Here is a 24,392-nt window from a genome sequence, read left to right on the forward strand (position 1 = left end):
TCCTGTCGGCATTAGCCGTTCACCGCCGCGCGCGCAACGCCTGTCGCGACCGGGTGTACAGGCAAAATAGCGTTCAGTAAAAAGCGCGTATAGTCATGCCGGGGGCCGGAAAAGATGCGCTCTGTGTCGCCCTGCTCCACGATCCTGCCGCGGTACATCACCCCCACGCGATCGGCAATGTGCCGGACGACGTTCAGGTCATGCGAAATGAAAAGATAGGCCAGTCCGTATTCGCGCTGGAGCCTCATCAGCAGGTTCAGGATCTGCGACTGAATGGAGACATCCAGCGCCGACACCGGCTCATCGCAGATGATGAGCTTAGGTTTGAGGACCAGCGCCCGGGCGATCCCGATGCGCTGCCGCTGGCCGCCAGAAAACTCATGGGGATAGCGTGTGGCATCCTGCGGTCGTAAACCCACCTGCTCCAGCATCTCTCCCACCTGCGCCTTGCGATTGCCGATGCCGTGGATTATCAGCGGCTCTTCCAGGCTGTAGCCAACGGTGCGCTTCGGGTCGAGGGACGAGAGCGGATCCTGAAAAATCATCTGCATGTCCCGCCGCACACTGCGCCATCCCGCGGCGTTTAACCCGGCCAGCGAGCGTCCTTCAAACTGAATATCGCCCCCGCTCGCTGGGGTTAGGCCCAGCACCAGCCGTCCGGTCGTACTTTTCCCGCTGCCGGATTCTCCCACCAGCGCCCAGGTTTCGCCGGCATTGAGGGTAAAGCTCACCCCGTCTACCGCAGGTACGGACTGTCCCCGCCGCTGAAAGGTTTTCGAGAGCTGATTCACGCTCAGTAAGGGGATCGTCATCTTATGGCTCCTGTCTCTTCGGCCCGCCAGCAGCGAACCTGGTGGCTTTCACCACCGAGGGCCCGCAGCCCGGGGGCCTCTGCCCGGCAGCGCGGCTGCGCCAGCGGACAGCGATCGGCATAGGTACAGCCCGAGGGCAGCGCGTGGAGGGAAGGCACCTGCCCGCCTATTTCTGCCAGGGCCGTTTTGGGCGTATGGTCTGCTGACGGGCGAGCCGCCAGCAGCGCGCGGGTGTAAGGGTGACGGGGACGTTCAAACAACGTCCAGACATCCGTCTCTTCCACCACCTGACCGGCGTACAGCACCACCACTCGCTGGCATAGCCTCGCCACCACGCTCAGGTCGTGGGTGATGATCACAATCCCCATCCCGGTTTCATGCTTGATCTCATCGAGGAGGTCGAGGATCTGCGCCTGAATGGTCGCATCCAGCGCGGTAGTGGGTTCATCGGCAATCAGCAGCGACGGCGAGGTGGCAAGAGCCATGGCAATCATCACCCGCTGGCGCATACCGCCGGAGAGTTCATGGGGCCAGGAGTCAGCACAGCGCAGCGGATCGGGGATGCCGACCTGGGCGAGTAGCGAGAGGATTTTCGCCTGACGCTGCGGGCGATTGAGCGTCGTATGCAGCCGCAGGCTCTCATCAATCTGATAGCCAATCGTCATCACCGGATTCAGGCTGGCCAGCGGGTCCTGAAAAATCATCGCCATGTCACGTCCGCTCGTCTGCCGACGCGCTTTTGCTGACAGCCGGTGCAGCGCGTTGCCCGCCAGCACCACGTCGCCCTCCACCCGGCTGGTGCGCGGCGACAGCAGCCCCATCACCGCCTGGGCGGTCACGCTCTTGCCGCAGCCCGATTCGCCGATAATGCCAAGGGTTTCGTGAGCCTGCACATGGAAGGAGACGCCGCGCACCGGGGAGATGATCCCCTGGCGGGTGGCGAAGCTAACCTCAAGATTATTCACCTGCAATAGCGCCTCAGCCATGGCGCCCCCCTTGTTTTAACAGACGTAACATCCGGCGCGGTAGCGGTTTCAGCCCCGGATCGTTACTGTCACGCAGGTCATCGCCGATGATATTCAGCCCCAGGATCAGCAGTACAATGGCCATGCCGGGGAAGAAGGTCATCCACCAGGCGGTAAAGATCACCGCTTTTCCTTCCAGCAGTAAATTGCCGAGGCTCGGCATCGGAGCCGGGACGCCAGAGCCGAGGAAACTGAGGGCGGCCTCGGTCAGAATCGCCACCGAAAAGACCCAGCTGACCTGCACGATAAAGGGCGAAATGACGTTGGGCAGCAGATGCAGCCAGATGATGCGCGAGGCGCTTGCCCCCTGCGCCCGCAGCGCTTCGATAAAGTTTTTCTCTTTGATCACCATTGCCGCGCCGCGGATCACCCGGGCGATCGACGGGACATAGACCAGCGACAGGGCCAGCACCACGTTGGCGATATTCGGCCCCAGCACGCCGACGATAGCAATCGCCAGCAGCAGGGACGGGAACGCAAACAGACCGTCGCAAACCCGCATCAATACCCGGTCGACCGGGCGGTACCAGGCACACAGCAGGCCAATCACCATGCCGGTGATGCCCGCAATCACCGCCACGGCGGCCCCCACCGAGAGTGACACCCTGACTGCCAGCGCGACCCGCACAAACAGGTCCCGGCCAAAGTTATCCGTGCCGAACCAGTGCCCGGCGGAAGGCGGTTTCAGGCGGCTGAGCGGATCGATACTGTAGGGATCGTAAGGGCTCAAGGCGCTGGCAAAAAACGACAGCAGGACAATGGTCACCAGCACCGCAGGCCAGATGAGCAGCGATGGGTTGCGGGTCAGGATCATTTTTCACTCCCGTCGACGGAAAGGCGCGGATCGGCCAGATAGCTCAGCAGATCCACCGCCAGATTGATCAGCACATAGCAGACGGTGATCAGTAGCACCACGCCCTGGATCACCGTCACGTCGCGTCGTTCGATCGAATCCACGATCAGCGATCCGACGCCGGGAATGCCAAACACGCTCTCAATAACGATGGTGCCGGTGACCAGCGAGGCGAAAGATTCGCCGCAGATGGTCAGAATGGGGATCAGGCTGTTTTTCAAAGTGTGGCGCAGCAGCACCAGCCGCTCGGGCACCCCTTTGGCGCGGGCGGTACTGATAAAGGGCTCCTGCATCACATCCAGCATCACCGCCCGGGTCATGCGGGCGATTAACGCGGCGATACGTAACCCCAGCGCAAACGCCGGCAGGGTTAAATACCAGACGTTGAGCCAGAAATCCTCGTTGGTGGAGCGATACCCCACCACCGGAAACCAGCGCAGCTGCACCGCAAAAAAGAAGATCAAGAACAGGCCAAGCAGAAAGCCCGGCACCGACATACCGAGCGTCGCCAGCATGCGAATGGCGCGATCCAGCAGGCTACCCTGTTGCCAGGCGCTCAACACCCCGCCCGCTAAACCCAGGGCCAGCGCGATGGCCTGGGCATAGAGCGCCAGCGCCAGCGTGGGGGTGAGATGCTGTAAAAAGAGGGTCATAACGCTGGTATCCAGAAACAGCGAATGGCCTAAATTGCCGGTAAGTACCTCGCCAAACCAGCTGAAAAACTGCGCCAGCATCGGCCTGTCCAGCCCCATCTGCTGGCGCAGCGCCGCGATATCCTGCGGGCTGGCATCGTTACCCAGAATCACCAGCGCCGGATCGCCCGGCGCCAGGTGAATCAGACAGAACACCACCACCGACACCACCAGCAGCACCGGTAGCAGTGCCAGCAGGCGGTGAAAGAGATACCTTTTCATCGCCTTCTCCCGTCAGGGTTTAGTTACGCTAACGTTCCACAGGATCGGGCCAATCAGATCCTGGTAACCTTGCACATTGTTTTTGATCGCCACCGCATCCGGCGTGGTGCGTCCCAGCACGATCACCGGCAGATATTGCCAGCTCAGTACGTTCAATTTATCCACCAGCGGTTTGGCCTCCTTCAGCGACGGCGCCTGCTTGATCTGATCCAGCACGCTGTCGATCTCCGGGCTGTTGCTCAGGCCCGGGAATTTGGCCCGTGAATCGAGGAACGGATACTGGTGCAGAACCTGACGCATGGAGAACTCCAGCGCGCAGAGATCGAAGTTTTTCGGATCCTGACGACGCTGCAACACGGTTGGCCAGTCGTACACGTCCAGCCGGGATTTGACGCCGATCTGCTTCAGCACCTGCTGGGCGACAATCGCCAGGTTATACAGCTCGGCATACTCTTTGGTGGCGATGATCACCACCTCTTCACCGTTGTAACCCGACTCTTTCACCAGCGCGCGCGCCTCATCCAGCTTGTGCTGGTTCCAGTACGGCTTACCGGCCTCGCTGTACCAGTCCACCTGATCCGGGAAGCCCAGGGACGGATCCTCTTTGAAGAAGCGCGGATCGCTGTAGCCTGCCAGCAGGGTCTGATGCACGTCGAGCGCCAGGTTAAACGCCTGGCGCAGCTTCACGTTGGCAAAGGGCCCCTGGTTTTTATTGAACAGATAGGTGATCAGCGACCCGCCGCTCTGCGGCTGGAACAGCGACAGATCCGGCGCGCTGCTCAGGGTATCGATATTGTCCTTTGGCAGCTGGAACACCAGATCGTATTCGCCGGTCATCGCCCCCGCCAGGCGGGTGGATTCGTCGGTGATGTAGCGGAACCAGATATCTTTCACGTCCGCCTTTTTCTGCCCCGACAGCCCGCTGGCAGGCTCGGTGCGGGACTGGTACTGGTCATAGCGGGTCAGATGCAGATAGTCCCCCGGCTTAAACTCGGCCAGCTTGTAGGGGCCGGTGCCGACCAGCTCGGTGACGGGCTTACTACTGCTGTTCGCCGCATCAATGATGCGCTTTGGCATAATGGCAGCGATGTTCTTCACATCGGCCAGCACGTTGAGGGTGATAAGCGACGGGGCCGCCAGCGTAAAGCTGACCGTTTTGTCATCCACCTTACTGAACTGCACACCGGGCAGGTTGGCTTTCCCCTGGGTGGAGACCGTCAGCCAGCGGTTCATGGAGGCCACTACGTCATCGGCGGTCAACAGCTGGCCGTCGTGGAAGTGGATCCCGTCGCGCAGCACAAGGGTGTAAGTTTTGCGATCGTCGCTGAGGGTGTAACTTTGCACCAGCTCAGGCACGGGCTCGAATTTATCATTGATGGTGAACAGGGTTTCGAAGATATGCCTGTCCACATCCGAGGTGGCATTGTTGGTGGTCAGATAGGGATCCAGCGTGCCCGGCCGGTTGCCGTAGGCGATGTTCAGCGTCGCGTTGCGATCCACGCTCTGGGCCTGTGCGCTTCCCAGCGGTAATACCGCCGCCAGCATCAGCGCGGCGGCAGAGAACAGCATTTTCATTATTATGTCGCTCCGGTAGAAAGATTAAGCGGCCTGGGTTGTCGCGGCACGACCGGCAAATTCGTCTTTTGCCGCCTGCAGCAGGGCAGCGTCGGTCAGCAGGCGCAACCCGGTGCGGGCCAGCACCTGGGCACCTGTCACCAGCGCGTCGTAGCCCTGAGTGGAGTTAGCCGCTTCGCGAAACGCCACGGTATGACCAATCAGATCGTCCGGCCCAATCTTGATGTAGGGATGCGCCGTCGGCACCGCGTGGCTGATATCCCCGGCATCGGTGGAGCCCAGCCCCTCTTTCTCTTTCAGCTCTACGTTTTCGCCTGCCGCGGTAAACTCCTCCAGCAGGACGTCGTTCAGGGTGTGGTTAATATTGAAATCACGCGGGCCAACCTGATGCTCAATTTTGACGGTGGTGCCGGTAGCCAGGGCAACGCCTTCGGCAATGGCGCGGATCCGCGGCTCCAGCGCCAGCACCGCTTCCCGGGTGTGGGCGCGGATGTAGTAATGGGCTGAGGCATATTCCGGGATCACGTTCGGGGCCTGGCCGCCGTTGGTGATGATGCCATGCACGCGAATACCGTCCGGCAGCTGCTGACGCAGCACGCTGATCCCGTTGTAGAGCAGCACCAGCGCATCCAGGGCATTAACGCCTTTATGCGGTGAACTGCCCGCATGGGAAGGTTTGCCGTAGAAGTGGAAATAGAGATGATTGTTTGCCAGCGACGGGCCGGAAAGCCGCGTTTTACCCGCAGGATGCACCATCAGGGCCACATCAACATCCTTCAGGAAACCGTGCTCCACGAAGCGGGCTTTCACATTGCCGTTCGGCCCCCCTTTACCCCGCAGTCCGCCCTCTTCTGCCGGTGTGCCGAGCACCACCACTTTGCCGCCGGTGCTGGCCAGCGTTTCACCGACTGCAATCGCTGCGGCGATGCTGGTGACGCCGATAATGTTATGCCCGCAGGCATGGCCGATATCGATCAACGCATCGTATTCCGCGAGGTAAGCAATGGTCGGGCCGGGCTTGCCGCTCTCTTTTACCGCGTAGAAGGCCGTTTCGTGCCCAGCGACGTTCAGGGTGACGCTAAAGCCGTGCTTCTCCAGCAGCTGCGTCAGCAGCTTGCTGGCGTAATATTCGTTGTTGCCGGTTTCCGGATGGGCGTGAATATCTTTGGCGATCGCCACATACTCGTCCCGGTGCTGCTGAATACTTGTTTCAAGACGGTCTCGTAATTCGCTGTTGCTCATTGCTTCCACCTCAGTGATGACAGTTGATTCATTCCCGACACCGGGAATTGCGTTTAACCTAAGTGCCGCTTTGCCTCCTGGCGCACCCGGTGCAGGACGTGATGCTTGATCTCGCCGTAGCGCGGGTGCCCGGCAAGGGTTTCGATATCGCGTTCACGCCCGAACGGCAGGACGATCTCTTCGACGATTTTTCCGGGTTTTGCCGACATGATCAGAATGCGGTCGGCGAGGAACAGCGCCTCTTCCACATCGTGGGTGACAAACAGCAGCGTGGTGCCGGTGGACAGCCAGGCCTCACGCAGCAGCTCCTGCATCATCAGACGGGTTTGCGCATCCAGCGCGCCAAAAGGCTCATCCAGCAACAGGACTTCCGGCTCCGGCAGCCAGGCCCGGGCCAGCGCCACGCGCTGCTTCATGCCGCCGGACAGCTGCCAGGGGGCGTGATGCTCAAATCCTTTCAGCCCCACGCGCTCCAGCCAGCCCTGCGCCTGGGCGTTGGTCTCATCCTTGCGGTGTTTACCGAGGCGCGGGCCAAAGGTGACGTTCTCCAGCACCGACAGCCACGGGAACAGATTCGGCTGCTGGAAGATCATCCCGCGGTCCGGTCCCGGCTCGCGCACCGGTTTCCCACCCGCCACCACCCGTCCGCGATCCGGCTTATTGAAGCCGGCCACCAGGTTCAGAATGGTGGACTTACCGCAGCCTGACGGCCCCAGCAGCACCACGAACTCCCCCTTGCTCAGGGAAAGGTTGATATCCTCCAGCACCCTGAAGGGCTGCGGTTTCGCCGCAAAGGAGAGCGAAACATTTTCCAGCGTGATAGCACTCATTATTCTTTCCCCGCCCAGGGCACAATCAGCCGCTGCAGCCCCAGCAGTAAGAGATCCAGAACGTAGCCAATGCCGCCCAGCAGTAAAATGCCGAGCATGACGATATCGGTGCGCAGATAGGAGCTGGCGTTGATCACCATCCAGCCGAGGCCAGAACTGGCCGCCACCATCTCCGCCGCAATCAGCGACGTCCAGCCGATACCAATCGACAGCCTGACGGTGGTGAAAAGGTCCGGCAGGGCATCTGGCAGCACCACGCGCAGAAAGATCTGCTGACGCGAAGCGCCCAAGGTTTGCGCCACGCGGATCCGCGAGCGGCCAATGCGATCCACCGCCGCGGCGGCACCCACCACCACGCTCAGAAAGGTGGCGATAAAGATCAGGAAGAATTTCGAGGCTTCGCCAATGCCCAGCCACACCACCGCCAGCGGGATCAGCGCGATTTTGGGCAGCGGGCGGAGGAACTGCACAAACGGGTTGAGCACGGCGGCAAGGCCGTCCGACAGCCCCATCAGCAGCCCCAGCGGAATTCCAATGACGATGGCGACGGCAAAGGCGCTAAGCGCACGCGCCAGGCTGACCGCGATATGCTCCCACAGCGGCACCTGCCGGTAGCCATCGGCCAGCAGCTCTTCAGTGGTCAGACCGATATCGGTGAGCGAGGGCAGCAGCAGGGGATCCACCCACTGCCGCATGGCCGCCACCTGCCAGACAATAAAGAAAACCGCCACCGACAGGACGCTGATGGCGATATGGTGACTCAATCTCATTGCGCTGCTACCGCCGCGTCGCGAATGTAGCGTGACTCAATCGCCGTATCCCAGTTGGCCGGAATATCGCGTTTGCGGATCTCACCGATGCCCGCCAGGAAGCTGGAGGTTTTGGTCAGCGCTTTGCCAATGCCGCTGTCGGTGGTTTGGGTACCGTTACCCAGCCAGTCCGCGGTGCCCTGCTGTGCCAGCGTCGGGTACTCCAGGCCGCCGAGGGTATTGGCGGCGGTGGTCACCGGTGCCCCGACCTCTTTGGCGACAATCGCGGCGGCGCGTTCCGGGTCTTTCTTAAACTCGTCGACTTTTTGCTGATGTACGCGCAGGAAAGCGGTCACCGCCTGCGGGTACTGCTCGGCAAAGGCTTTACGCACCACGTAGTTGTTGTAGATCAGATAGCCATCTTTCTGCAGGTCTTTGGTGGCAAACACCTGATGCCCGCCGGAGGACTCCAGCTCCTGGGCAAAGGGTGCCCAGACGTAACCCGCATCGATATCACCGCGTTTCCAGGCGGCGACCATCTCCGCCGGGCGCAGGGGCAGCAGGGTAATCTTGCTGCGGTCGAGTTTGTTGACGCTGATCGCCGCCTCCAGCGCATACTGCGCGGTGGAGTTTGGCGGATAGGCCACGCGTTTTCCTTCGATATCCTTGATGCTGGCAATGCCGTCTTTACCAATCAGGCGCTCATAGCTGGCGATGACGCCTGAGACGCCGATAATTTCCACCGGCAGCTTTCTGACAATCCCCGCCGTCGCCGGGCTTGAGCCAAAGTTGGCAATATCAATGGCGTTACTGGCGAAATAATTTAATGCGTCGGCACCCGAGGCAAATTGCACCCATTTCACTTTGCTGTTTAACGCTTTATCCAGCGAGCCATCGGCTTTTGCCAGCATTAATACCTGGGAACCGCCGCTGAATGCCACGCGAACTTCAGCAGGCGTGTCGGCATAACTGAAATTTGCCCATAAACCACCCGCTGCAATTAATAAGCAGAGACTTTTCTTCATTTTATTTTCCTGTGAAATAATACGGTTTTTAATAGTGGTAATTAATTCGCTTGCCATAACTGCGAACATCGCTCCGCCAGCGCCTGGGCCGGATCGAAGGTTAAATGCAGAAAAGGCGCGTTAACCGCCTGGAGCGCAACCGGCACCTCGGTGCAGGCCAGAATCAACTTTTGCGCACCGCGTGCAAACAGCGCCAGTGCCTGCTGCACCAGCAGCTCGCCCCCTTCCTTTAGCGCCCCGCGTTTAACCGCATAGCAGCCCGGCACAAACCACTGCGATAATTCTTCGGGCGTCGGCTCAACCACCTCAATGTCCCGGGCCGCCAGTTTTTGCTGATACCAGCCGGCGTCCAGCGTGCCTTTGGTGGCAATCATCCCTACCCGCTGCGGCGTATTCGCCTCCTGCTCCAGCGCGGCCAGCGTGGCATCCACGATATGCAAAATGGGGGCGTCGCTCGCCTCGCTGAGCGCGTCATACCAGTGGTGCGCGGTATTACAGGGGATGGCAATATGGCTCGCTCCCGCCTGGTTCAGCACCCGAATGCCGTGGATCAGCTGCGGCAGCGGTGAAGGGCCGGTACCCGCGAGCGCTTTTTGCCGGTCCGCAATTTGCGGCACGTTCCAGACCACCGAGGGCAGCTGCTGCTGATCGCTCCGGGCGGGCGTGGCCTCCAGCAGCCGGCGCTGAAAGTCGATCGTGGCCAGCGGCCCCATGCCCCCCAGCACGCCGAGCAAAAACGGCTCAGACATGCTCAAGTACCTGGCGATAACCAAACAGCCCTGCCGCGCCGCCGGTGTGGATAAAGACCACGTTCTCATCCTGACGGAAATGGCCTTTACGGATCAGGTCGATAAGCCCCGCCATCCCTTTTGCGGAATAGACGGGATCGAGCAGAATGCCCTCGTGGCGCGCCAGCAGCGTCAGCGTTTCCAGCGTGCCTTCGGTCGGTAAGCCGTAGCCATCACCCACATAGTCGCTGTTGGCGACGACCGCATGCCGCGACAGCTCGCCCGGCACGCCCAGCAGCTCAAGAGTGCGGGAAGCCAGGTTCCAGACGTTCTCTTCCTGCTTCGCTTTGGGTGCCCGCACGCTGATGCCCAGTACGGGCACGTGACTGTTGGTGGCCGTGAAGCCCGCCACTAATCCCGCCTGGGTACCGGTACTGCCCGTGGCGTGCACCACATGGTCGATGCGCAGACGACGCTCGGACGACTGATACAGCAGCTCCTCGGCGCAGGCCACGTAACCCAGCGCACCGATGGGATTAGAGCCGCCGCCCGGGATGACATAGGGGTTATGCCCCTTCTCGCGCAGGGTGGCCGCGTACTCTTCCATCGCCTGCTGCATATCGGTGCCGGCAGGCAGATGGGCAACGATTTCGCCGCCCAGGAGATGATCGAGCAGGACGTTACCCGAGCGCTGGTAATCCTCACCAAAATCCGTCACCCGCTTTTCAAGCAGGGCCCTGGCCTGTAATCCCAGACGCGCGGCACCGGCGATGGTCTGGCGCACATGGTTAGATTGGGTAGCCCCCTGGGTAATGATGACGTCGGCTTTTTTCGCCACGGCATCGGCCAGCAGAAACTCCAGTTTGCGCGTTTTATTTCCGCCCGTTGCCAGGCCGGTAGCATCGTCTCGCTTAATCCATATTTTTGGTCCACCTAATAAGCGGGATATATTTTCCAGCGGTTCGAGTGGCGTGGGAAAATGGCCGAGAGAGATACGTGGGAAACGAGCCAGATGCATATATGCTCCTTGCAAAGCAGGAAATGAATTCATTTAAACGTCAGTGAAATTCACTATACACATCGTCCTGAGATGGCTAATCAAAATTAATAAATAACGATTCCTGAAAAATAACTAAGCAGGAAATAAAGGGGGAGCGGGGAAATATCTATTCTGTTGTGGAATGACTTACGGCTAAAAAGAATAACCCCTTCCGGCTGGAAGGGGTTAGAGGGAGGTATTACTCAGCGCTGTTTTTCTTCGCTGCGCGCTTCGCTTTGGTCGCGGCGGCGATTTTCTGGCTTTTGGCCGACGGCTTTTTCGCGGCTCTGGCTTCTTTCTTCGCGGCCTTCGGCTTCTGCTTTTTCTCGCCCCGGAACGCGCTGTCCGGCTCGAAGTTCACCTTCTTCCCGGCCTGACGACGTTTGCCGCTGGTTTTACCGGCAGCCCCTTTCTTCGCTTTCTCGCGCTCGGTTTTACCCACATTGCGCGGCGCGCGTTCGCTGGAGATCAGGCTGAAATCAATCTTACGTTCGTCCATGTTGACGGCTTCCACCTTAACTTCCACACGATCGCCCAGACGATAGGTTTGCCCGCCCGATTCGCCAATCAGACGCTGACCGACCTGGTCAAAGCGGTAGTAGTCGTTATCCAGACTGGAAACATGAACCAGACCATCAATGAACAGTTCATCAAGGCGTACAAAGAAGCCAAAGCCGGTAACGCTGGCAATCACGCCTTTAAACACGTTCCCGACCTGATCCAGCATGAAGTCACACTTCAGCCAGTCGGCAACATCACGGGTCGCCTCATCCGCACGGCGTTCCGCCATTGAACAGTGCTGGCCCAGCTGCAGCATCTCTTCCATGGAGTAGTGGTAGCCACCGGTTTCCGTGGTATTGCCTTTGTGACCCTGCTCCTGCGCCAGCAGATACTTAATGGCACGGTGCAGGGAGAGGTCCGGGTAACGACGGATCGGCGAGGTAAAGTGGGCATAAGACTGCAAGGCCAGGCCGAAGTGGCCGCGGTTTTCCGGATCGTAGATCGCCTGCTTCATCGAACGCAGCAGCATGGTTTGCAGCATTTCGGCGTCAGGGCGATCGCTGATGGACTCCAGCAGCTCGGCGTAATCGCGCGGCTCTGGCTTGTTACCGCCCGGCAGCTCAAGACCCAGCTCCGCCAGTACGGTACGGAAGGAGGTGATGGCTTCGGTGGTTGGTTTGTCGTGAATACGGAACAGCGCTGGCTCTTTGGCCTTCTCAACGAAGCGTGCTGCGGAGATGTTGGCCAGGATCATGCACTCTTCAATCAGCTTGTGCGCATCGTTACGCTGGGTCTGTTCGATACGCTCGATACGGCGCTCGGCGTTGAAGATGAACTTCGCCTCTTCACTCTCAAATGAGATCCCGCCGCGCTCTTCACGCGCCTGGTCCAGCACTTTATAGAGGTTATGCAGCTCTTCAATGTGCTTCACCAGCGGCGCATACTGCTCACGCAGATCCTGATCGCCCTGCAGCATATGCCACACTTTGGTGTAGGTCAGGCGAGCATGGGAGCTCATCACCGCTTCATAGAATTTGTAGCCGGTTAAACGCCCTTTGGTGGAGATGGTCATTTCACACACCATGCACAGACGGTCAACTTGCGGGTTGAGCGAGCACAGGCCGTTAGAGAGCACTTCCGGCAGCATGGGCACAACCTGCGACGGGAAGTAAACCGAGGTACCGCGGTTGCGCGCTTCACCATCCAGCGGCGTACCCGTGCGCACGTAATAGCTCACATCCGCAATCGCCACCCACAGACGCCAGCCGCCGCCGCGTTTTTTCTCGCAGTAGACGGCGTCATCGAAGTCACGGGCGTCTTCGCCATCAATGGTGACCAGCGGCAGGCTACGCAGATCCACACGGCCCGCTTTTGCCGACTCTGGCACCTGCTCTTTCAGACCTTCAACCTGCTCTTCAACCGCTTTTGGCCAGACGTACGGAATTTCGTGGGTGCGCAGCGCCATGTCCACGGCCATGCCGGTGCCCATGTTATCGCCCAGCACTTCAACAATCTTACCGACCGCTTTGGTACGGCGGGTTGGACGCTGGGTCAGTTCTACGACCACCACAAAGCCCATCCGCGCCCCCATCACCTCTTCCGGCGGAATAAGGATGTCAAAGCTCAGGCGGCTGTCGTCCGGCACCACAAAACCGACACCGGCGTCGGTGAAGTAGCGGCCCACGATCTGGCTGGTTTTCGGCACCAGCACGCGCACCACGCGCGCCTCACGACGGCCTTTACGATCGGCACCCAGCGGCTGGGCCAGGATCTGGTCGCCGTGAATGCACATCTTCATCTGTTCAGAGGAGAGGTACAGGTCATCCTTGCGGCCTTCGACGCGCAGGAAGCCGAAACCATCGCGGTGGCCAATTACTATGCCTTTCAGCAGGTCGAGACGTTCTGGCAGGGCGTAGCACTGACGGCGGGTAAAGACCAGTTGTCCGTCACGCTCCATCGCGCGCAGACGGCGGCGAAGGGCTTCAATTTGCTCTTCGCCTTCAATGTTTAATTCAACGGCAAGTTCTTCACGGTTAGCGGGTTTTTCGCGTTTGGTTAAGTGTTCAATGATGAACTCGCGGCTTGGGATAGGATTAGCGTATTTTTCAGCTTCGCGTTCCTGGAAAGGATCTTGTGACATATCGGTTCCTCCGTTGTCATCTCCGGTGGAAATTTTCTTCATTCCACCAGCAATAATTTATAAAGCGGTTGATTCTCTTCAACCAAATCGGCCAGCGTGTAGTTATCCAGCTCCATGAGAAAACTTTGCACGGCCTTAGAAAGTGCCTGTTTCAGACGACAGGCAGGGGTAATGTGGCAGAACGCACTGCTGCAGTTCACCAGAGTCAACGGCTCCAGTTCACGTACCACATCGCCAACACGAATACTCTGTGCCGGTTTACCGAGGCGGATGCCGCCATTTTTCCCGCGGACGGCAGCAACGTATCCGGCACGGCTAAGTTGATTGATTATTTTGACCATATGATTACGGGACACACCGTACACCTCTGTCACCTCAGAGATACTGGTCATCTTCCCATCGGGTAACGACGCCATGTAAATCAGCGCGCGTAAGCCGTAATCGGTGAAACTTGTTAACTGCACATCAACCTCAGGAAAAGGGTAAATCGCGGTATATCCGCAGAGATATTCATTAATGATGATAAACCAGCCAGATAGTTGGCGGCTAATTTATTTGAACTGAAAGGCGGGAAGGAGAAAGAAAAAGCCGGATGCGCATAGCTTATCCGGCCTGTGATGGGTTATAGAGGCCCGACAGCGCAGCGCCGCCGGGCAAAACCATCATTATGCGTCGAACGGGTCGCGCAGAATCATGGTTTCAGAACGATCCGGGCCGGTAGAGATAATATCAATCGGCACACCGGTCAGCTCTTCAATGCGCTGGATGTAATCCAGAGCCGCCTGCGGCAGGCCGCTACGCTCTTTCACGCCGAAGGTGGTTTCGGACCAGCCAGGCATGGTTTCGTAGATCGGCTCGATGCCCTGCCAGTCGTCAGCTGCCAGCGGAGTGGTGGTCACTTCGCGGCCATCCGGCATACGGTAGGCAACACAGATTTTCACTTCTTTCAGGCCGTCCAGGACGTCCAGTTTGGTCAGGCAGAAGCCAGACAGGGAGTTGATCTGCACCGCACGGCGCACAGCAACCGCATCCAGCCAGCCGGTACGACGACGACGACCGGTGGTCGCGCCAAACTCGTTACCCTGCTTGCAGAGGAACTCGCCGGTTTCATCAAACAGCTCGGTCGGGAACGGACCCGCACCCACGCGCGTGGAGTAAGCTTTGATGATACCCAGAACGTAATCCACATAACGTGGGCCCAGGCCAGAGCCGGTTGCCACGCCACCTGCGGTGGTGTTAGAGGAAGTTACGTACGGATAGGTACCGTGGTCGATATCCAGCAGCGTACCCTGCGCACCTTCGAACATGACGAAATCGCCACGCTGACGCGCCTGGTCCAGCAGATCGGAGACATCAACAACCATACCGGTCAGGATGTCGGCAACCGCCATCACATCGTCCAGCACTTTCTGGTAGTCAACAGCGTCAACTTTGTAGAAATTCACCAGCTGGAAGTTGTGATATTCCATCACTTCTTTCAGTTTTTCAGCAAAGGTCGCTTTGTCGAACAGGTCGCCAACGCGCAGACCGCGACGAGCAACTTTATCTTCGTAAGCCGGGCCGATACCACGACCGGTGGTACCGATCGCTTTCGCGCCGCGCGCTTTTTCACGTGCCAGGTCCAGCGCTACGTGGTAGTCGAGGATCAGCGGGCAGGCTTCAGAGAGCAGCAGACGTTCGCGAACCGGGATGCCACGGTCTTCCAGGCCTTTCATCTCTTTCATCAGCGCAGCAGGAGACAGCACAACACCGTTACCGATGATGCTGGTCACATTGTCACGAAGAATGCCTGATGGAATAAGATGGAGGACGGTTTTTTCACCGTTGATTACGAGAGTATGGCCCGCGTTGTGACCACCCTGATAACGTACAACAAATTTAGCACGTTCAGTCAGAAGATCGACGATCTTCCCTTTACCTTCGTCACCCCATTGGGTGCCCAGTACGACGACGTTGTTACCCATTTTTCAAAATCACCGATTGCTTAAAAATGGATTCTACCATCGGTTTTGATGATGTTCAGCTTTTTTTGTATACAAATTTCGGCGAAATTGGTGGCTTCATCGCCTGTTAAACGATTACCTCAACATCTTGTGTGAAGAGCCGCTTTTCATCACAAGAGAGGCCATGCATCCCGCAAACGTCCCGGGTAACCGTCCCTCATCTTGCTATTTCACTTACAGAAATTAACGCTTCATGTAACGCCTTCATGTGAAGCGAACAATGAAATAAAATTCATAAACGCTTGGTATTGCTGAACATTTTAAATATTGCCAGTATCTTTGCGCGTTCTTAGTCAAAGACGCCTTATAACTGCATAATTAGGATGATTATCATGAAAGAATTAACACAATTTGAACTGGAATGTGTCAGCGGTGCGGGATGGTTGCAGGATGAACTGGCCGCTTTCGGCAGCAAACTGGGTGCTGCGGCATGGTCGATGGGCGGAGACATGCTAAACATTGAAATTCCGCTGTTAGGCACGGTGAACCTTGCCACTCTGGCACCGGAGTTAGGGGCTAATATGGGTAAATCGCTGGGTTCATCTCTAGGCGGTACCATTGAAACAACGCTGGCAAATCTGCCGGTTATCGGCGGCCTGCTGAATAAATGGTTAGGTAACTGATTCAACACGGAACCGAATAAAAAATGGCGCCTCACAGAGGCGCCATTTTATTTTTCACGCGTTTAAAATCAGCGGCTGGTCGTCGGTGATTTCATATAGCGGAAGAAATCGCTGTCCGGGCTCAGCACCATAACGTCCTGATTGCTCTGGAAGCTGCTTTCATAGGCACGCAGGCTACGGATAAAGGCGTAGAAGTCCGGATCCTGGCTGAACGCATCAGCGAACAGTTTCGCGGCTTCGGCATCACCTTCACCACGCTGGATACGACCCTGACGTTCCGCTTCTGCCAGCGTTTTCGTCACTTCATAGTCTGCGGTTGCGCGCAGCTTCTCAGCCTCTTCCTGACCCTGTGAACGATGGCGACGGGCTACCGCTTCACGCTCAGCGCGCATACGGTTGTAAATCGCTTCGGACACTTCGGTCGGCAGGTTGATCTGCTTGATACGCACGTCCACCACTTCGATACCTAACGCGGCCATACTGTTCGGGTTGATCACCGGCACTTTGCCGTTGGTTTCAGCCTGAACACGCTCAGCCGCTTTGGCGATTGCGTCGTCAGCTGCTGGAGTGGTCACTTCATCTTCCGTGCCTGCAGAGCCGGAGTTCAGCGCATCACGCACTTCCAGAGTCAGACGACCACGGGAGTCGGTAACGATGTCTTTCACATCCAGACGACCAATTTCAGAACGCAGACGGTCAGAGAACTTACGTTTCAGCAGCACTTCGGCCTGGGAGACGTCACCGCCGCCGGTCGCCAGGTAGTAACGGCTGAAATCGCTGATGCGCCACTTAATGTACGAGTCGACAATCAGGTCTTTCTTCTCTTTGGTCACGAAGCGATCGGCCTGATTATCCATCGTCTGGATACGGGCATCCAGAGTTTTAACCGATTCGATCATCGGGATCTTAAAGTGCAGACCCGGCTCGTAAACCAGCGGTTTGTTTTCGCTGTCACGCAGGACTTTGCCAAAACGCAGGGTAATTCCGCGCTCACCCTCTTTGACGACAAAGATAGAGGTATAAAGCACGACCAGCACGATGATGATGATCGCAATAACTGACTTACGCATCGTTATTCCCCCTGACGCTGGTAGTCGTTACGCTGCGCGTTGGCGCGGCGTTGGTCCATGATGTCACCATCGTTTGAAGAAGAGGTGGTATTTGCGCTGGAGTTGCCTGTAGACGCCGGTGGCAGGCGCAGCAGGTTATTCGCTCCGCTGGTGTCATTCTTCGCGCCAGCGGCGTTACCGCCTTTCAGCATCTGATCCAGTGGCAGAACCATCAGGTTGCCATTTTTGCTGTCATTCACCAGTACCTTACGGGTATGGCTCAGCACCTTCTCCATGGTCTCGATATAGAGACGCTCGCGGGTGATTTCCGGTGCGGCTTTATATTCAGGCAGCAGCTTCGCAAAACGCGCCACTTCACCCTGAGCTTCGAGGATGGTCTGAGTCTTGTAGGCGCGCGCCTCTTCGAGGATACGCTGTGCCTGACCGTTTGCACGCGGCTGAACTTCGTTGATGTACGCTTCCGCTTCACGGATGTACTGCTGTTCGTTTTCACGGGCAGCAATCGCATCGTCAAACGCCGCTTTCACCTCTTCCGGCGGACGAGCAGCCTGGAAGTTGACGTCCAGCAGGGTGATACCCATGTTGTATGGACGGATGGTCTCTTCCAGCTCGCGCTGGGTATCGCTACGAATAACGGTACGACCTTCGGTCAGAATACGGTCCATGGTGTATTTACCGATCACGCCACGCAGGGCGCTGTCGGTAGCCTGACGCAGGCTGTCATCGGCACTGGTCACGCTAAACAGATAGTGCTGTGGATCGGTCACGCGATACTGCACGTTCATCTCAACGCGCACGACGTTTTCATCGGACGTCAGCATCACGCCGGACGCCGCCAGTTCACGCACCGACTCAACGTTCACCGCAGTAACGTCATCGATAAAGGTTGGTTTCCAGTTCAGGCCTGGCTCAACCAGATGGCTGAATTTACCAAAACGGGTGACAACACCACGCTCGGCTTCTTTGATAGTGTAGAACCCGCTGGCAGCCCAGATAATCACGGCTGCCGCCGCAACAATGCCGACCACACGACCGCCCATATGAGGACGTGGCCCCTGACCCGTACCGCCGCCAGTGCCTTTACCACCGCCAAGACCGCCCAGCTTTTTACTCAGCTTGCGGAAGATATCATCCAGATCGGGTGGCCCCTGCTCGCGACCACCTTTGTTGCCATTTCCCCCGGAGTTGCCGCCTTGATTATTGCTGCTCCCCCACGGGTCGCGGTCTTGTCCGTTATTACCGGGCTGATTCCACGCCATGTATGTGCTCCATATTTGTTATGCGGTGATATACCTTCAAACGCCTGCATGCCGAAGCATCCATGACGATTTGGGTATCCCAAAGGGAAAAACCTTCAGGCATCTCCTTTCCGGTCAGACGACGTAGTCGACCAGCGCAGGTTCTTGTTTACAGAGGCGACGCCAGTCAACGATCGGCATACGCACCTGCATCCCCACGCTGCCGTCATCCTCCATCCACTCTTTTTCTATCGCCTGAAGCTGATAAAAACGGCTGCGCAGTCTGCCTTCCTCGGGTGGCAGACGCAGCGTGTGCTGAGCCACTTCACCGGAAAGACGTTCTGTTAAAGCCTGGAAAAGCAGTGGTACACCGACACCGGTCTGGGCAGAAAGCCAGACCCGAATCGGTATGTTCTCTTCATTCCTGTCGATACGCGGCTCGAAGCCATCGAGCATATCGATTTTGTTCATCACCAGCAGCGTCGGGATCTCGTGCGCGTCAATTTCTTCCAGCACGATATTCACTGCATCAATGTTTTCCTGCAGACGTACATCCGCGGCGTCAATCACGTGCAACAGCAACGTCGCCTGGCGGGTCTCCTGCAGGGTGGCTTTAAATGCGGCCACCAGATCGTGCGGCAAATGACGGATAAACCCAACGGTATCCGCCAGCACGGTTTCACCGACGTCCGTCACATCAATGCGGCGCAGCGTCGGATCCAGGGTCGCAAACAGCTGGTCTGCGGCATACACCTGGGCCTCAGTGATCTGGTTAAACAGGGTGGATTTACCGGCGTTGGTATAACCGACCAGCGACACTGTCGGAATGTCTGCTTTCTGTCGGGAGCGGCGCCCCTGCTCACGTTGCTTCTCAACTTTTTCCAGCCGGGAGAGGATCTGCGTTATACGGCCACGCAGCAAGCGACGGTCGGTTTCGAGCTGGGTTTCACCCGGGCCACGCAAACCAATCCCGCCTTTCTGTCTTTCAAGGTGTGTCCAGCCGCGCACCAGGCGCGTCGCCAGATGGCGCAACTGCGCCAGCTCAACCTGCAATTTCCCTTCATGGGTACGTGCACGTTGAGCAAAAATGTCTAAAATCAAACCCGTCCGATCGATCACACGGCATTCGCACAGACGTTCCAGGTTGCGTTCCTGGGCCGGAGTCAGGGCGTGATCAAAAAGCACGACCGATGCGCCAGTCGCTTTAACGGCATCCGCAATCTCTACTGCTTTACCTTCACCAACAAAATACTTTGGGTGCGGCGCTTTACGGCTACCGGTAATCACCTGCATTGCTTCGACACCGGCGGAAGAGACCAGAGCTTCAAACTCCTGGAGATCTTCCATATCTTTGTCTTGCGAAAAATAGATGTGTACCAGCACCGCCTGCTCACCGGCATCATAACGGTCAAACAAGCGTAAACCTCTCAAAAAAGATCAGCGGGGAACGCAGAAAACCTGGCTCCCCGATATGGAAATAACAGCCAGTAACCTTATTCGGTTTCTTCACTGTCCTGCGCAGGCGCAGAAGAACCCTGCGCGTTGCTGCCATGATGGTAGTTACTGGAGCCGCCGCCAGCGTTATTGCTGTGATGAGATACCGGGCGAGACGGAACAACAGTAGAAATCGCGTGCTTGTAGACCATCTGGCTGACCGTGTTTTTCAACAGGATCACGAACTGATCGAAAGACTCAATTTGACCTTGCAGCTTAATACCATTCACCAAATAAATAGAAACTGGAACACGTTCACGACGCAGTGCGTTCAAGAACGGATCTTGTAAAGATTGCCCCTTAGCCATTCTATCTTTTCCTTATATGCTTGTTTTGTACTTAGAACCTTGCGATTCTGAAAAATTGCGCACGATACGGCTTAATTGTACACATTCAGTCTGCGATATCACCAACAACCTGTAATACATCATGTAACGCCTGTTGAGGCTTTTCACTGTCTAACCAGTGAACACCGTCCCAACCGCGCAACCAGGTTATCTGGCGTTTCGCCAACTGTCTCGTGGCGCAAATACCTCGATAAACCATTTCATCATGTGAAATCTCACCTTCAATGTATGACCACATCTGGCGATAACCCACACAACGAATGGAAGGCATATCCGTATGCAAATCTCCACGGGCAAATAGCGCCCGCACTTCTGCTTCAAAATCTGAAGCTAACATCTGATGAAAACGCTGCTCAATTCGCTGATGGAGCAGTTCACGGCTCGCCGGGGCGATGGCGAACTGATGCACCTGATACGGCAGAGCCTCTCCTGACGTTTGCGTCAGTTCCGTTAAAGTTTTACCCGAAATGAAAAAAACTTCCAGTGCCCGGGAAAGCCTTTGCGGATCATTTGGATGAATACGTGCTGCGGCAACCGGATCGATTTCCGCCAGTTGCTCATGCAACGCACCCCATCCCTGCTCTGCCGCCTGTTGCTCAATCTTTGCTCTTACCGCCGGGTCAGCCGAGGGTAACGGCGACAACCCTTCCAGTAAGGCCTTGAAATAGAGCATTGTTCCACCCACTAACAGGGGGATACGTCCTGCTGCGGTGATTTCTGCCATCTGTGCCAGCGCATCGCGACGAAAATCTGCCGCCGAGTAAGCCTGCGCCGGGTCAAGAATGTCGAGTAATCGGTGCGGTGCCGCGCGTAATTCTTCCGCGTTAGGCTTTGCCGTACCAATATCCATCCCCTGATAAATAAGGGCGGAATCAACGCTAATCAACTCTACTGGCAAAACTTTACGTAACTCAATGGCTAACGCGGTTTTACCGGAGGCCGTTGGCCCCATCAAAAATATCGCCTTAGGCAGGCTGGTATTACTCAAGTCACTCATTTTTCAGGGCGTTCTTAGCCGTTTGTAGATCTACAGGTTGCAACAAACCGCCCGGCGGGGCTTTCACCAGCTGCGGACAAAGGCGTTCAACCTCCGCCAGCACCGTGATCGCCTGCGCCATACTCCACGTAGAATGTTCGCTGGCCAGTTGGCGGGCGATCCACTGCGCGGTGTTGGCGGCATCAAACGTCGTTTGTTGCGCCAGGTAGCCTATCAGTTCAGGAATCAAGTTTTGTAAATTTTGTTGGCGTAAGGGTAAAGGCACCGCCCGAAGCGTGACATGGTGCGCTTCGGTCACCACTTCGATGCCCATTTCAGCCAGCGCCTTTTGATGGCGCTGGATGACCTGCGTCTCCTGCGCCGAGATTTTTATCCGCACCGGGATCAGCAGCGGCTGGGCGCAGGCCTGATGTGGACCGGGCGCAAGCTGCGCCTGTTTTAACCAGCGTTCGGCCACCGGCAGGGATAGCAGCGCCAGCTGACCGTCACGCTCCAGCAGGGCGGCATCCGGCGAGACGATAGTCAGTACCCGACCAAAGCTCTGGCTATGCCCCTCCAGCGTAGAGGCCGCAGGCGCCACCTCTTCTGTTTTCTGCGCCGGAGCCGGGGTATCCAGTAGCGTGCGATAGACCGCGCCCGCCTGCTTCTGATAGCCGGGCTGGGCATGGGGATAGCTGGCCCCCGACGCACGCGGAGCTGAACCGCCGGATGCAAAGCGCGGTGCGGTGGGTTCGCGGGCGACAGCCGGTTCAGCAAACTGGTTTCTGCCCGCCGCAACGCGGTTCTCCGGAATCGGACGCGGCGCGGGCTCGACGTCACTCAACGGCAGGGTCGGCTCGGCCTGCTGCTGCAATACGCTCAGCACGCCCTGGTAGATAAAGTCATGCACCAGCCGCGACTGATGAAAACGTACTTCATGCTTCGCCGGATGGACATTCACATCCACCTGATGCGGGTCGATCTCCAGATACAGCACGAAAGCGGGCTGTTCTCCGGCACCGAGTTTATCCTCGCACGCCTGGCGGATCGCATGGTTGATCAGACGGTCACGCATCATGCGCCCGTTCACGTAGCAATACTGGATCTCAGCAAAAGCCGCGCTGCTCGCTTTTGGATCCGCCACCCAGCCGCGCAGGGTCAGATCGCCATGCTGCCACTCGATGACCAGCGCCTGTTCCAGAAATGACGTACCGCAGATGCTGCCCAGGCGGCGCTCTTTCTGTCCACCCTGCGCCACGGCGCGGTACTGGCGCATCATCTTGCCGTTATGGCTCAGGTTGATGGTGACATCGAAACGCGCCAGCGCGATGCGGCGAATAATTTCGTCGATATGGCCGAATTCGGTTTTCTCGGTGCGCATAAACTTGCGCCGCGCGGGGGTGTTGTAGAAGAGATCCAGTACTTCCAGCGTGGTGCCCACCGGGTGCGCAGCGGGTTTCACCGTCACGTCCATGTCCCGGCCTTCGGCGTAAGCCTGCCAGGCTTCAGGCTGTTCTGCAGTGCGGGAGGTGAGCGTTAAGCGGGAGACGGAGCTGATACTGGCCAGCGCTTCGCCGCGAAAACCGAGGCTGATAATGGCTTCGAGATCGTCGAGAGAGGCGATTTTGCTGGTGGCGTGACGCGCCAGCGCCAGTGCCAGTTCCTCTTTTTTGATGCCGCAGCCGTTATCACGGATCCGAATGAGTTTCGCGCCGCCGCGTTCAATATCAATGTCGATGCGGGTCGCGCCCGCATCGAGACTGTTCTCCACCAGCTCTTTCACTACCGACGCAGGTCGCTCCACCACCTCACCGGCGGCGATTTGGTTCGCAAGCTGCGGCGGCAGAACCTGAATCGGCATGAAATCTCCTTAGTTGGTCGAGGTCGACTCGCCCGGTAAGACGGCGCTGGCAGTCTGACCCGCGCCACCCTGCGGTGCAGACTGGAGCGGATGCGTATCAAAATAGTTGCGCAGGCCTTTGTAGATCGCTTCGGCAATCTGCTGCTGGTAATTGTCGCTGCCCAGCAGGCGCTCTTCGCCGTTATTACTGATAAAGCCCGTTTCCACCAGAATGGACGGGATATCCGGCGAACGCAGCACGCCCAGGCTGGCATGTTCCGGGCGGCGCTTGTGCAGGGAACCGACGCTTTGCAGCTGATTCAGGACGTTAGTCGCCACATCATACCCGACACGCTGGGAATGGCCGAACTGTAAATCCAGTACCGCCTGGCTCAGGTAGGGATCCGACTGGCTGTTCGCCAATACGTCACCTGCCCCGCCTAACAACTCGGATTGCTTTTCATGTTCCTCAAGCCAGTTTGCCATTTCGCTGTTAGCACGACGGTTGGACAGCACCCATACGGATGCCCCCGTCGCGTTGCGGTTAGGAGCCGCATCGGCATGCACAGAGACGAGGAAATTAGCGTTCTGCTGGCGTGCCACGTCAGAACGGCCCATGACCGAGATAAAATAATCGCCGTCGCGGGTTAACACGCCTTTAAACATCGGGTCGTCGTTCAGCAAGGTCCGCAGCTTACGGGCAATGGCGATGGTCACGTTCTTCTCACGTGTACCGCCCGGCCCGATGGCACCGGGATCATCGCCACCGTGTCCGGCATCAATCGCAATAATGACTTTATCGCCGTTAGCCTGGCGCGCCTGCACCGCCGGACGGGTCACCGTGTTGCTGCTGGTGACGCTGGTAATACGATCGCTGCCGGATTTAAACGGATTGCGGGCCGGCTCTGAAGGGCGCGGCGCAATAACCGGCGTTTCCACCCGCTTCGCCACCACTGGCGGCGGCGGAGGTGGCGGTGGTGCGTCGGCGTTGATGGTGAAGATCACCATATAGTTCGCGCCGTTCTGCTGCTTCACCGCCCGGGTCTTGCCGTTCTGCGTTAAATCGACCACCAGACGCAGGGACTGATCGTCTTTCGGCGTACCGGAACGAATGCTGTGCACCAGGTTGTTGCCGCTGAACTGGAGCGGCAGCCCCTTGATAACACCGGTCTGTTTAATATCCAGCGCGACGCTGCGTTTATCGTCCTGCGAAAACGCGTATTCAGGATCGCCCATAAAGCTGAAGGTGATCCTGGCCTGACTGTCGCCGTTGGATACCTGAATATCGGACAAGGTTGCCGCCCCGGCCTGTGCACAAAACAGCACCGTTGCAGCCATCAACCAACTCTTAACGCGATTAATCATCCC

The 24,392-nt window shown here is 57.7% G+C and carries 22 protein-coding genes; 1 reads left to right on the forward strand and 21 read right to left on the reverse strand.

What is annotated here, in order from left to right; all coding sequences use genetic code 11:
* Positions 1–11: 11 nt before the first annotated feature.
* The 14 genes from WFO70_RS18855 to purA form a co-directional block, all read right to left on the reverse strand.
* Positions 12–812, reverse strand: coding sequence for an ABC transporter ATP-binding protein (locus tag WFO70_RS18855; RefSeq protein WP_337018334.1), 801 nt, complete (start codon positions 810–812; stop codon positions 12–14).
* A complete protein-coding gene (locus WFO70_RS18860) occupies positions 809–1,798 on the reverse strand; it encodes an ABC transporter ATP-binding protein (protein WP_337018337.1) in 990 nt (329 codons plus the stop codon). The genes WFO70_RS18855 and WFO70_RS18860 overlap by 4 nt, the downstream gene beginning before the upstream one ends.
* Entirely contained in the window at positions 1,791–2,651 is an 861-nt protein-coding gene (locus WFO70_RS18865) for an ABC transporter permease (RefSeq protein WP_337018339.1), read from the reverse strand. Before WFO70_RS18865 ends, WFO70_RS18860 begins: the two co-directional genes overlap by 8 nt.
* The gene (locus tag WFO70_RS18870) at positions 2,648–3,604 is read right to left on the reverse strand and encodes an ABC transporter permease (protein WP_337018341.1); all 957 of its coding nucleotides are present in this window, start codon (positions 3,602–3,604) and stop codon (positions 2,648–2,650) included. The genes WFO70_RS18865 and WFO70_RS18870 overlap by 4 nt, the downstream gene beginning before the upstream one ends.
* Before the next feature lie 12 nt (positions 3,605–3,616).
* Entirely contained in the window at positions 3,617–5,179 is a 1,563-nt protein-coding gene (locus WFO70_RS18875; RefSeq protein ID WP_337018343.1) for an ABC transporter substrate-binding protein, read from the reverse strand.
* 24 nt (positions 5,180–5,203) lie between these two features.
* Positions 5,204–6,421 (reverse strand): M20 family metallopeptidase, encoded by a 1,218-nt coding sequence (locus WFO70_RS18880; RefSeq protein WP_337018345.1) that lies wholly within the window; start codon positions 6,419–6,421, stop codon positions 5,204–5,206.
* 53 nt (positions 6,422–6,474) lie between these two features.
* Positions 6,475–7,251: an ABC transporter ATP-binding protein gene (locus WFO70_RS18885; protein WP_333854751.1), complete on the reverse strand. Its 777-nt coding sequence runs from the start codon at positions 7,249–7,251 to the stop codon at positions 6,475–6,477.
* The gene (locus WFO70_RS18890; protein ID WP_337018347.1) at positions 7,251–8,021 is read right to left on the reverse strand and encodes an ABC transporter permease; all 771 of its coding nucleotides are present in this window, start codon (positions 8,019–8,021) and stop codon (positions 7,251–7,253) included. Before WFO70_RS18890 ends, WFO70_RS18885 begins: the two co-directional genes overlap by 1 nt.
* Positions 8,018–9,025, reverse strand: coding sequence for a taurine ABC transporter substrate-binding protein (locus WFO70_RS18895; protein WP_337018349.1), 1,008 nt, complete (start codon positions 9,023–9,025; stop codon positions 8,018–8,020). Before WFO70_RS18895 ends, WFO70_RS18890 begins: the two co-directional genes overlap by 4 nt.
* Before the next feature lie 41 nt (positions 9,026–9,066).
* Positions 9,067–9,774 (reverse strand): aspartate/glutamate racemase family protein, encoded by a 708-nt coding sequence (locus WFO70_RS18900; RefSeq protein ID WP_337018351.1) that lies wholly within the window; start codon positions 9,772–9,774, stop codon positions 9,067–9,069.
* The gene (locus WFO70_RS18905; protein WP_337018353.1) at positions 9,767–10,771 is read right to left on the reverse strand and encodes a D-cysteine desulfhydrase; all 1,005 of its coding nucleotides are present in this window, start codon (positions 10,769–10,771) and stop codon (positions 9,767–9,769) included. The genes WFO70_RS18900 and WFO70_RS18905 overlap by 8 nt, the downstream gene beginning before the upstream one ends.
* 220 nt (positions 10,772–10,991) lie before the next feature.
* Positions 10,992–13,433, reverse strand: a complete 2,442-nt coding sequence (gene rnr / locus WFO70_RS18910; protein ID WP_337018355.1) for a ribonuclease R — start codon at positions 13,431–13,433, stop codon at positions 10,992–10,994.
* Between the two features lie 38 nt (positions 13,434–13,471).
* Positions 13,472–13,897: a nitric oxide-sensing transcriptional repressor NsrR gene (gene nsrR, locus WFO70_RS18915; protein ID WP_337018357.1), complete on the reverse strand. Its 426-nt coding sequence runs from the start codon at positions 13,895–13,897 to the stop codon at positions 13,472–13,474.
* A gap of 201 nt (positions 13,898–14,098) precedes the next feature.
* Positions 14,099–15,397, reverse strand: a complete 1,299-nt coding sequence (purA, locus tag WFO70_RS18920; RefSeq protein WP_312080180.1) for an adenylosuccinate synthase — start codon at positions 15,395–15,397, stop codon at positions 14,099–14,101.
* A gap of 371 nt (positions 15,398–15,768) precedes the next feature.
* Here purA and WFO70_RS18925 point away from each other — a divergent pair, with 371 nt between their 5' ends.
* Positions 15,769–16,059: a hypothetical protein gene (locus WFO70_RS18925; protein WP_337018360.1), complete on the forward strand. Its 291-nt coding sequence runs from the start codon at positions 15,769–15,771 to the stop codon at positions 16,057–16,059.
* 68 nt (positions 16,060–16,127) lie between these two features.
* On the opposite strand, the gene hflC is transcribed toward WFO70_RS18925, so the two are convergent.
* The 7 genes from hflC to amiB all read right to left on the reverse strand — a co-directional run bounded on the left by hflC (position 16,128) and on the right by amiB (position 24,389).
* On the reverse strand, positions 16,128–17,129 hold the full coding sequence (gene hflC, locus WFO70_RS18930; RefSeq protein ID WP_106994046.1) for a protease modulator HflC: 1,002 nt from the start codon (positions 17,127–17,129) through the stop codon (positions 16,128–16,130).
* A gap of 2 nt (positions 17,130–17,131) precedes the next feature.
* Positions 17,132–18,388 (reverse strand): FtsH protease activity modulator HflK, encoded by a 1,257-nt coding sequence (gene hflK, locus WFO70_RS18935; RefSeq protein ID WP_337018362.1) that lies wholly within the window; start codon positions 18,386–18,388, stop codon positions 17,132–17,134.
* Positions 18,389–18,502: 114 nt separating this feature from the next.
* Entirely contained in the window at positions 18,503–19,783 is a 1,281-nt protein-coding gene (gene hflX, locus WFO70_RS18940) for a ribosome rescue GTPase HflX (protein ID WP_337018364.1), read from the reverse strand.
* A 77-nt stretch (positions 19,784–19,860) separates the two neighbouring features.
* A complete protein-coding gene (gene hfq / locus WFO70_RS18945; protein ID WP_032616179.1) occupies positions 19,861–20,169 on the reverse strand; it encodes an RNA chaperone Hfq in 309 nt (102 codons plus the stop codon).
* Between the two features lie 85 nt (positions 20,170–20,254).
* Positions 20,255–21,205, reverse strand: coding sequence for a tRNA (adenosine(37)-N6)-dimethylallyltransferase MiaA (gene miaA, locus WFO70_RS18950; RefSeq protein ID WP_337018366.1), 951 nt, complete (start codon positions 21,203–21,205; stop codon positions 20,255–20,257).
* Positions 21,198–23,045: a DNA mismatch repair endonuclease MutL gene (mutL, locus tag WFO70_RS18955; protein WP_337018368.1), complete on the reverse strand. Its 1,848-nt coding sequence runs from the start codon at positions 23,043–23,045 to the stop codon at positions 21,198–21,200. Before mutL ends, miaA begins: the two co-directional genes overlap by 8 nt.
* A gap of 9 nt (positions 23,046–23,054) precedes the next feature.
* Positions 23,055–24,389, reverse strand: a complete 1,335-nt coding sequence (gene amiB, locus WFO70_RS18960) for an N-acetylmuramoyl-L-alanine amidase AmiB (protein ID WP_337018370.1) — start codon at positions 24,387–24,389, stop codon at positions 23,055–23,057.
* Between the last annotated feature and the right edge of the window lie 3 nt (positions 24,390–24,392).

Origin of the sequence: Leclercia sp. AS011 (assembly GCF_037152535.1) — a bacterium.
Taxonomy (GTDB): Bacteria; Pseudomonadota; Gammaproteobacteria; order Enterobacterales; family Enterobacteriaceae; genus Enterobacter.

What these genes read in the sequence shown, in the direction of transcription:
- WFO70_RS18865 (WP_337018339.1), bottom strand. Translation starts at nt 2,651, where the DNA reads ATGATCCTGACCCGCAACCCATCGCTGCTCATCTGGCCTGCGGTGCTG.
- WFO70_RS18900 (WP_337018351.1), bottom strand. Translation starts at nt 9,774, where the DNA reads ATGTCTGAGCCGTTTTTGCTCGGCGTGCTGGGGGGCATGGGGCCGCTG.
- WFO70_RS18885 (WP_333854751.1), bottom strand. Translation starts at nt 7,251, where the DNA reads ATGAGTGCTATCACGCTGGAAAATGTTTCGCTCTCCTTTGCGGCGAAA.
- hfq (WP_032616179.1), bottom strand. Translation starts at nt 20,169, where the DNA reads ATGGCTAAGGGGCAATCTTTACAAGATCCGTTCTTGAACGCACTGCGT.
- WFO70_RS18875 (WP_337018343.1), bottom strand. Translation starts at nt 5,179, where the DNA reads ATGAAAATGCTGTTCTCTGCCGCCGCGCTGATGCTGGCGGCGGTATTA.
- WFO70_RS18905 (WP_337018353.1), bottom strand. Translation starts at nt 10,771, where the DNA reads ATGCATCTGGCTCGTTTCCCACGTATCTCTCTCGGCCATTTTCCCACG.
- WFO70_RS18860 (WP_337018337.1), bottom strand. Translation starts at nt 1,798, where the DNA reads ATGGCTGAGGCGCTATTGCAGGTGAATAATCTTGAGGTTAGCTTCGCC.
- WFO70_RS18895 (WP_337018349.1), bottom strand. Translation starts at nt 9,025, where the DNA reads ATGAAGAAAAGTCTCTGCTTATTAATTGCAGCGGGTGGTTTATGGGCA.
- mutL (WP_337018368.1), bottom strand. Translation starts at nt 23,045, where the DNA reads ATGCCGATTCAGGTTCTGCCGCCGCAGCTTGCGAACCAAATCGCCGCC.
- WFO70_RS18855 (WP_337018334.1), bottom strand. Translation starts at nt 812, where the DNA reads ATGACGATCCCCTTACTGAGCGTGAATCAGCTCTCGAAAACCTTTCAG.
- rnr (WP_337018355.1), bottom strand. Translation starts at nt 13,433, where the DNA reads ATGTCACAAGATCCTTTCCAGGAACGCGAAGCTGAAAAATACGCTAAT.
- WFO70_RS18890 (WP_337018347.1), bottom strand. Translation starts at nt 8,021, where the DNA reads ATGAGATTGAGTCACCATATCGCCATCAGCGTCCTGTCGGTGGCGGTT.
- WFO70_RS18870 (WP_337018341.1), bottom strand. Translation starts at nt 3,604, where the DNA reads ATGAAAAGGTATCTCTTTCACCGCCTGCTGGCACTGCTACCGGTGCTG.
- WFO70_RS18925 (WP_337018360.1), top strand. Translation starts at nt 15,769, where the DNA reads ATGAAAGAATTAACACAATTTGAACTGGAATGTGTCAGCGGTGCGGGA.
- amiB (WP_337018370.1), bottom strand. Translation starts at nt 24,389, where the DNA reads ATGATTAATCGCGTTAAGAGTTGGTTGATGGCTGCAACGGTGCTGTTT.
- purA (WP_312080180.1), bottom strand. Translation starts at nt 15,397, where the DNA reads ATGGGTAACAACGTCGTCGTACTGGGCACCCAATGGGGTGACGAAGGT.
- hflC (WP_106994046.1), bottom strand. Translation starts at nt 17,129, where the DNA reads ATGCGTAAGTCAGTTATTGCGATCATCATCATCGTGCTGGTCGTGCTT.
- miaA (WP_337018366.1), bottom strand. Translation starts at nt 21,205, where the DNA reads ATGAGTGACTTGAGTAATACCAGCCTGCCTAAGGCGATATTTTTGATG.
- WFO70_RS18880 (WP_337018345.1), bottom strand. Translation starts at nt 6,421, where the DNA reads ATGAGCAACAGCGAATTACGAGACCGTCTTGAAACAAGTATTCAGCAG.
- hflK (WP_337018362.1), bottom strand. Translation starts at nt 18,388, where the DNA reads ATGGCGTGGAATCAGCCCGGTAATAACGGACAAGACCGCGACCCGTGG.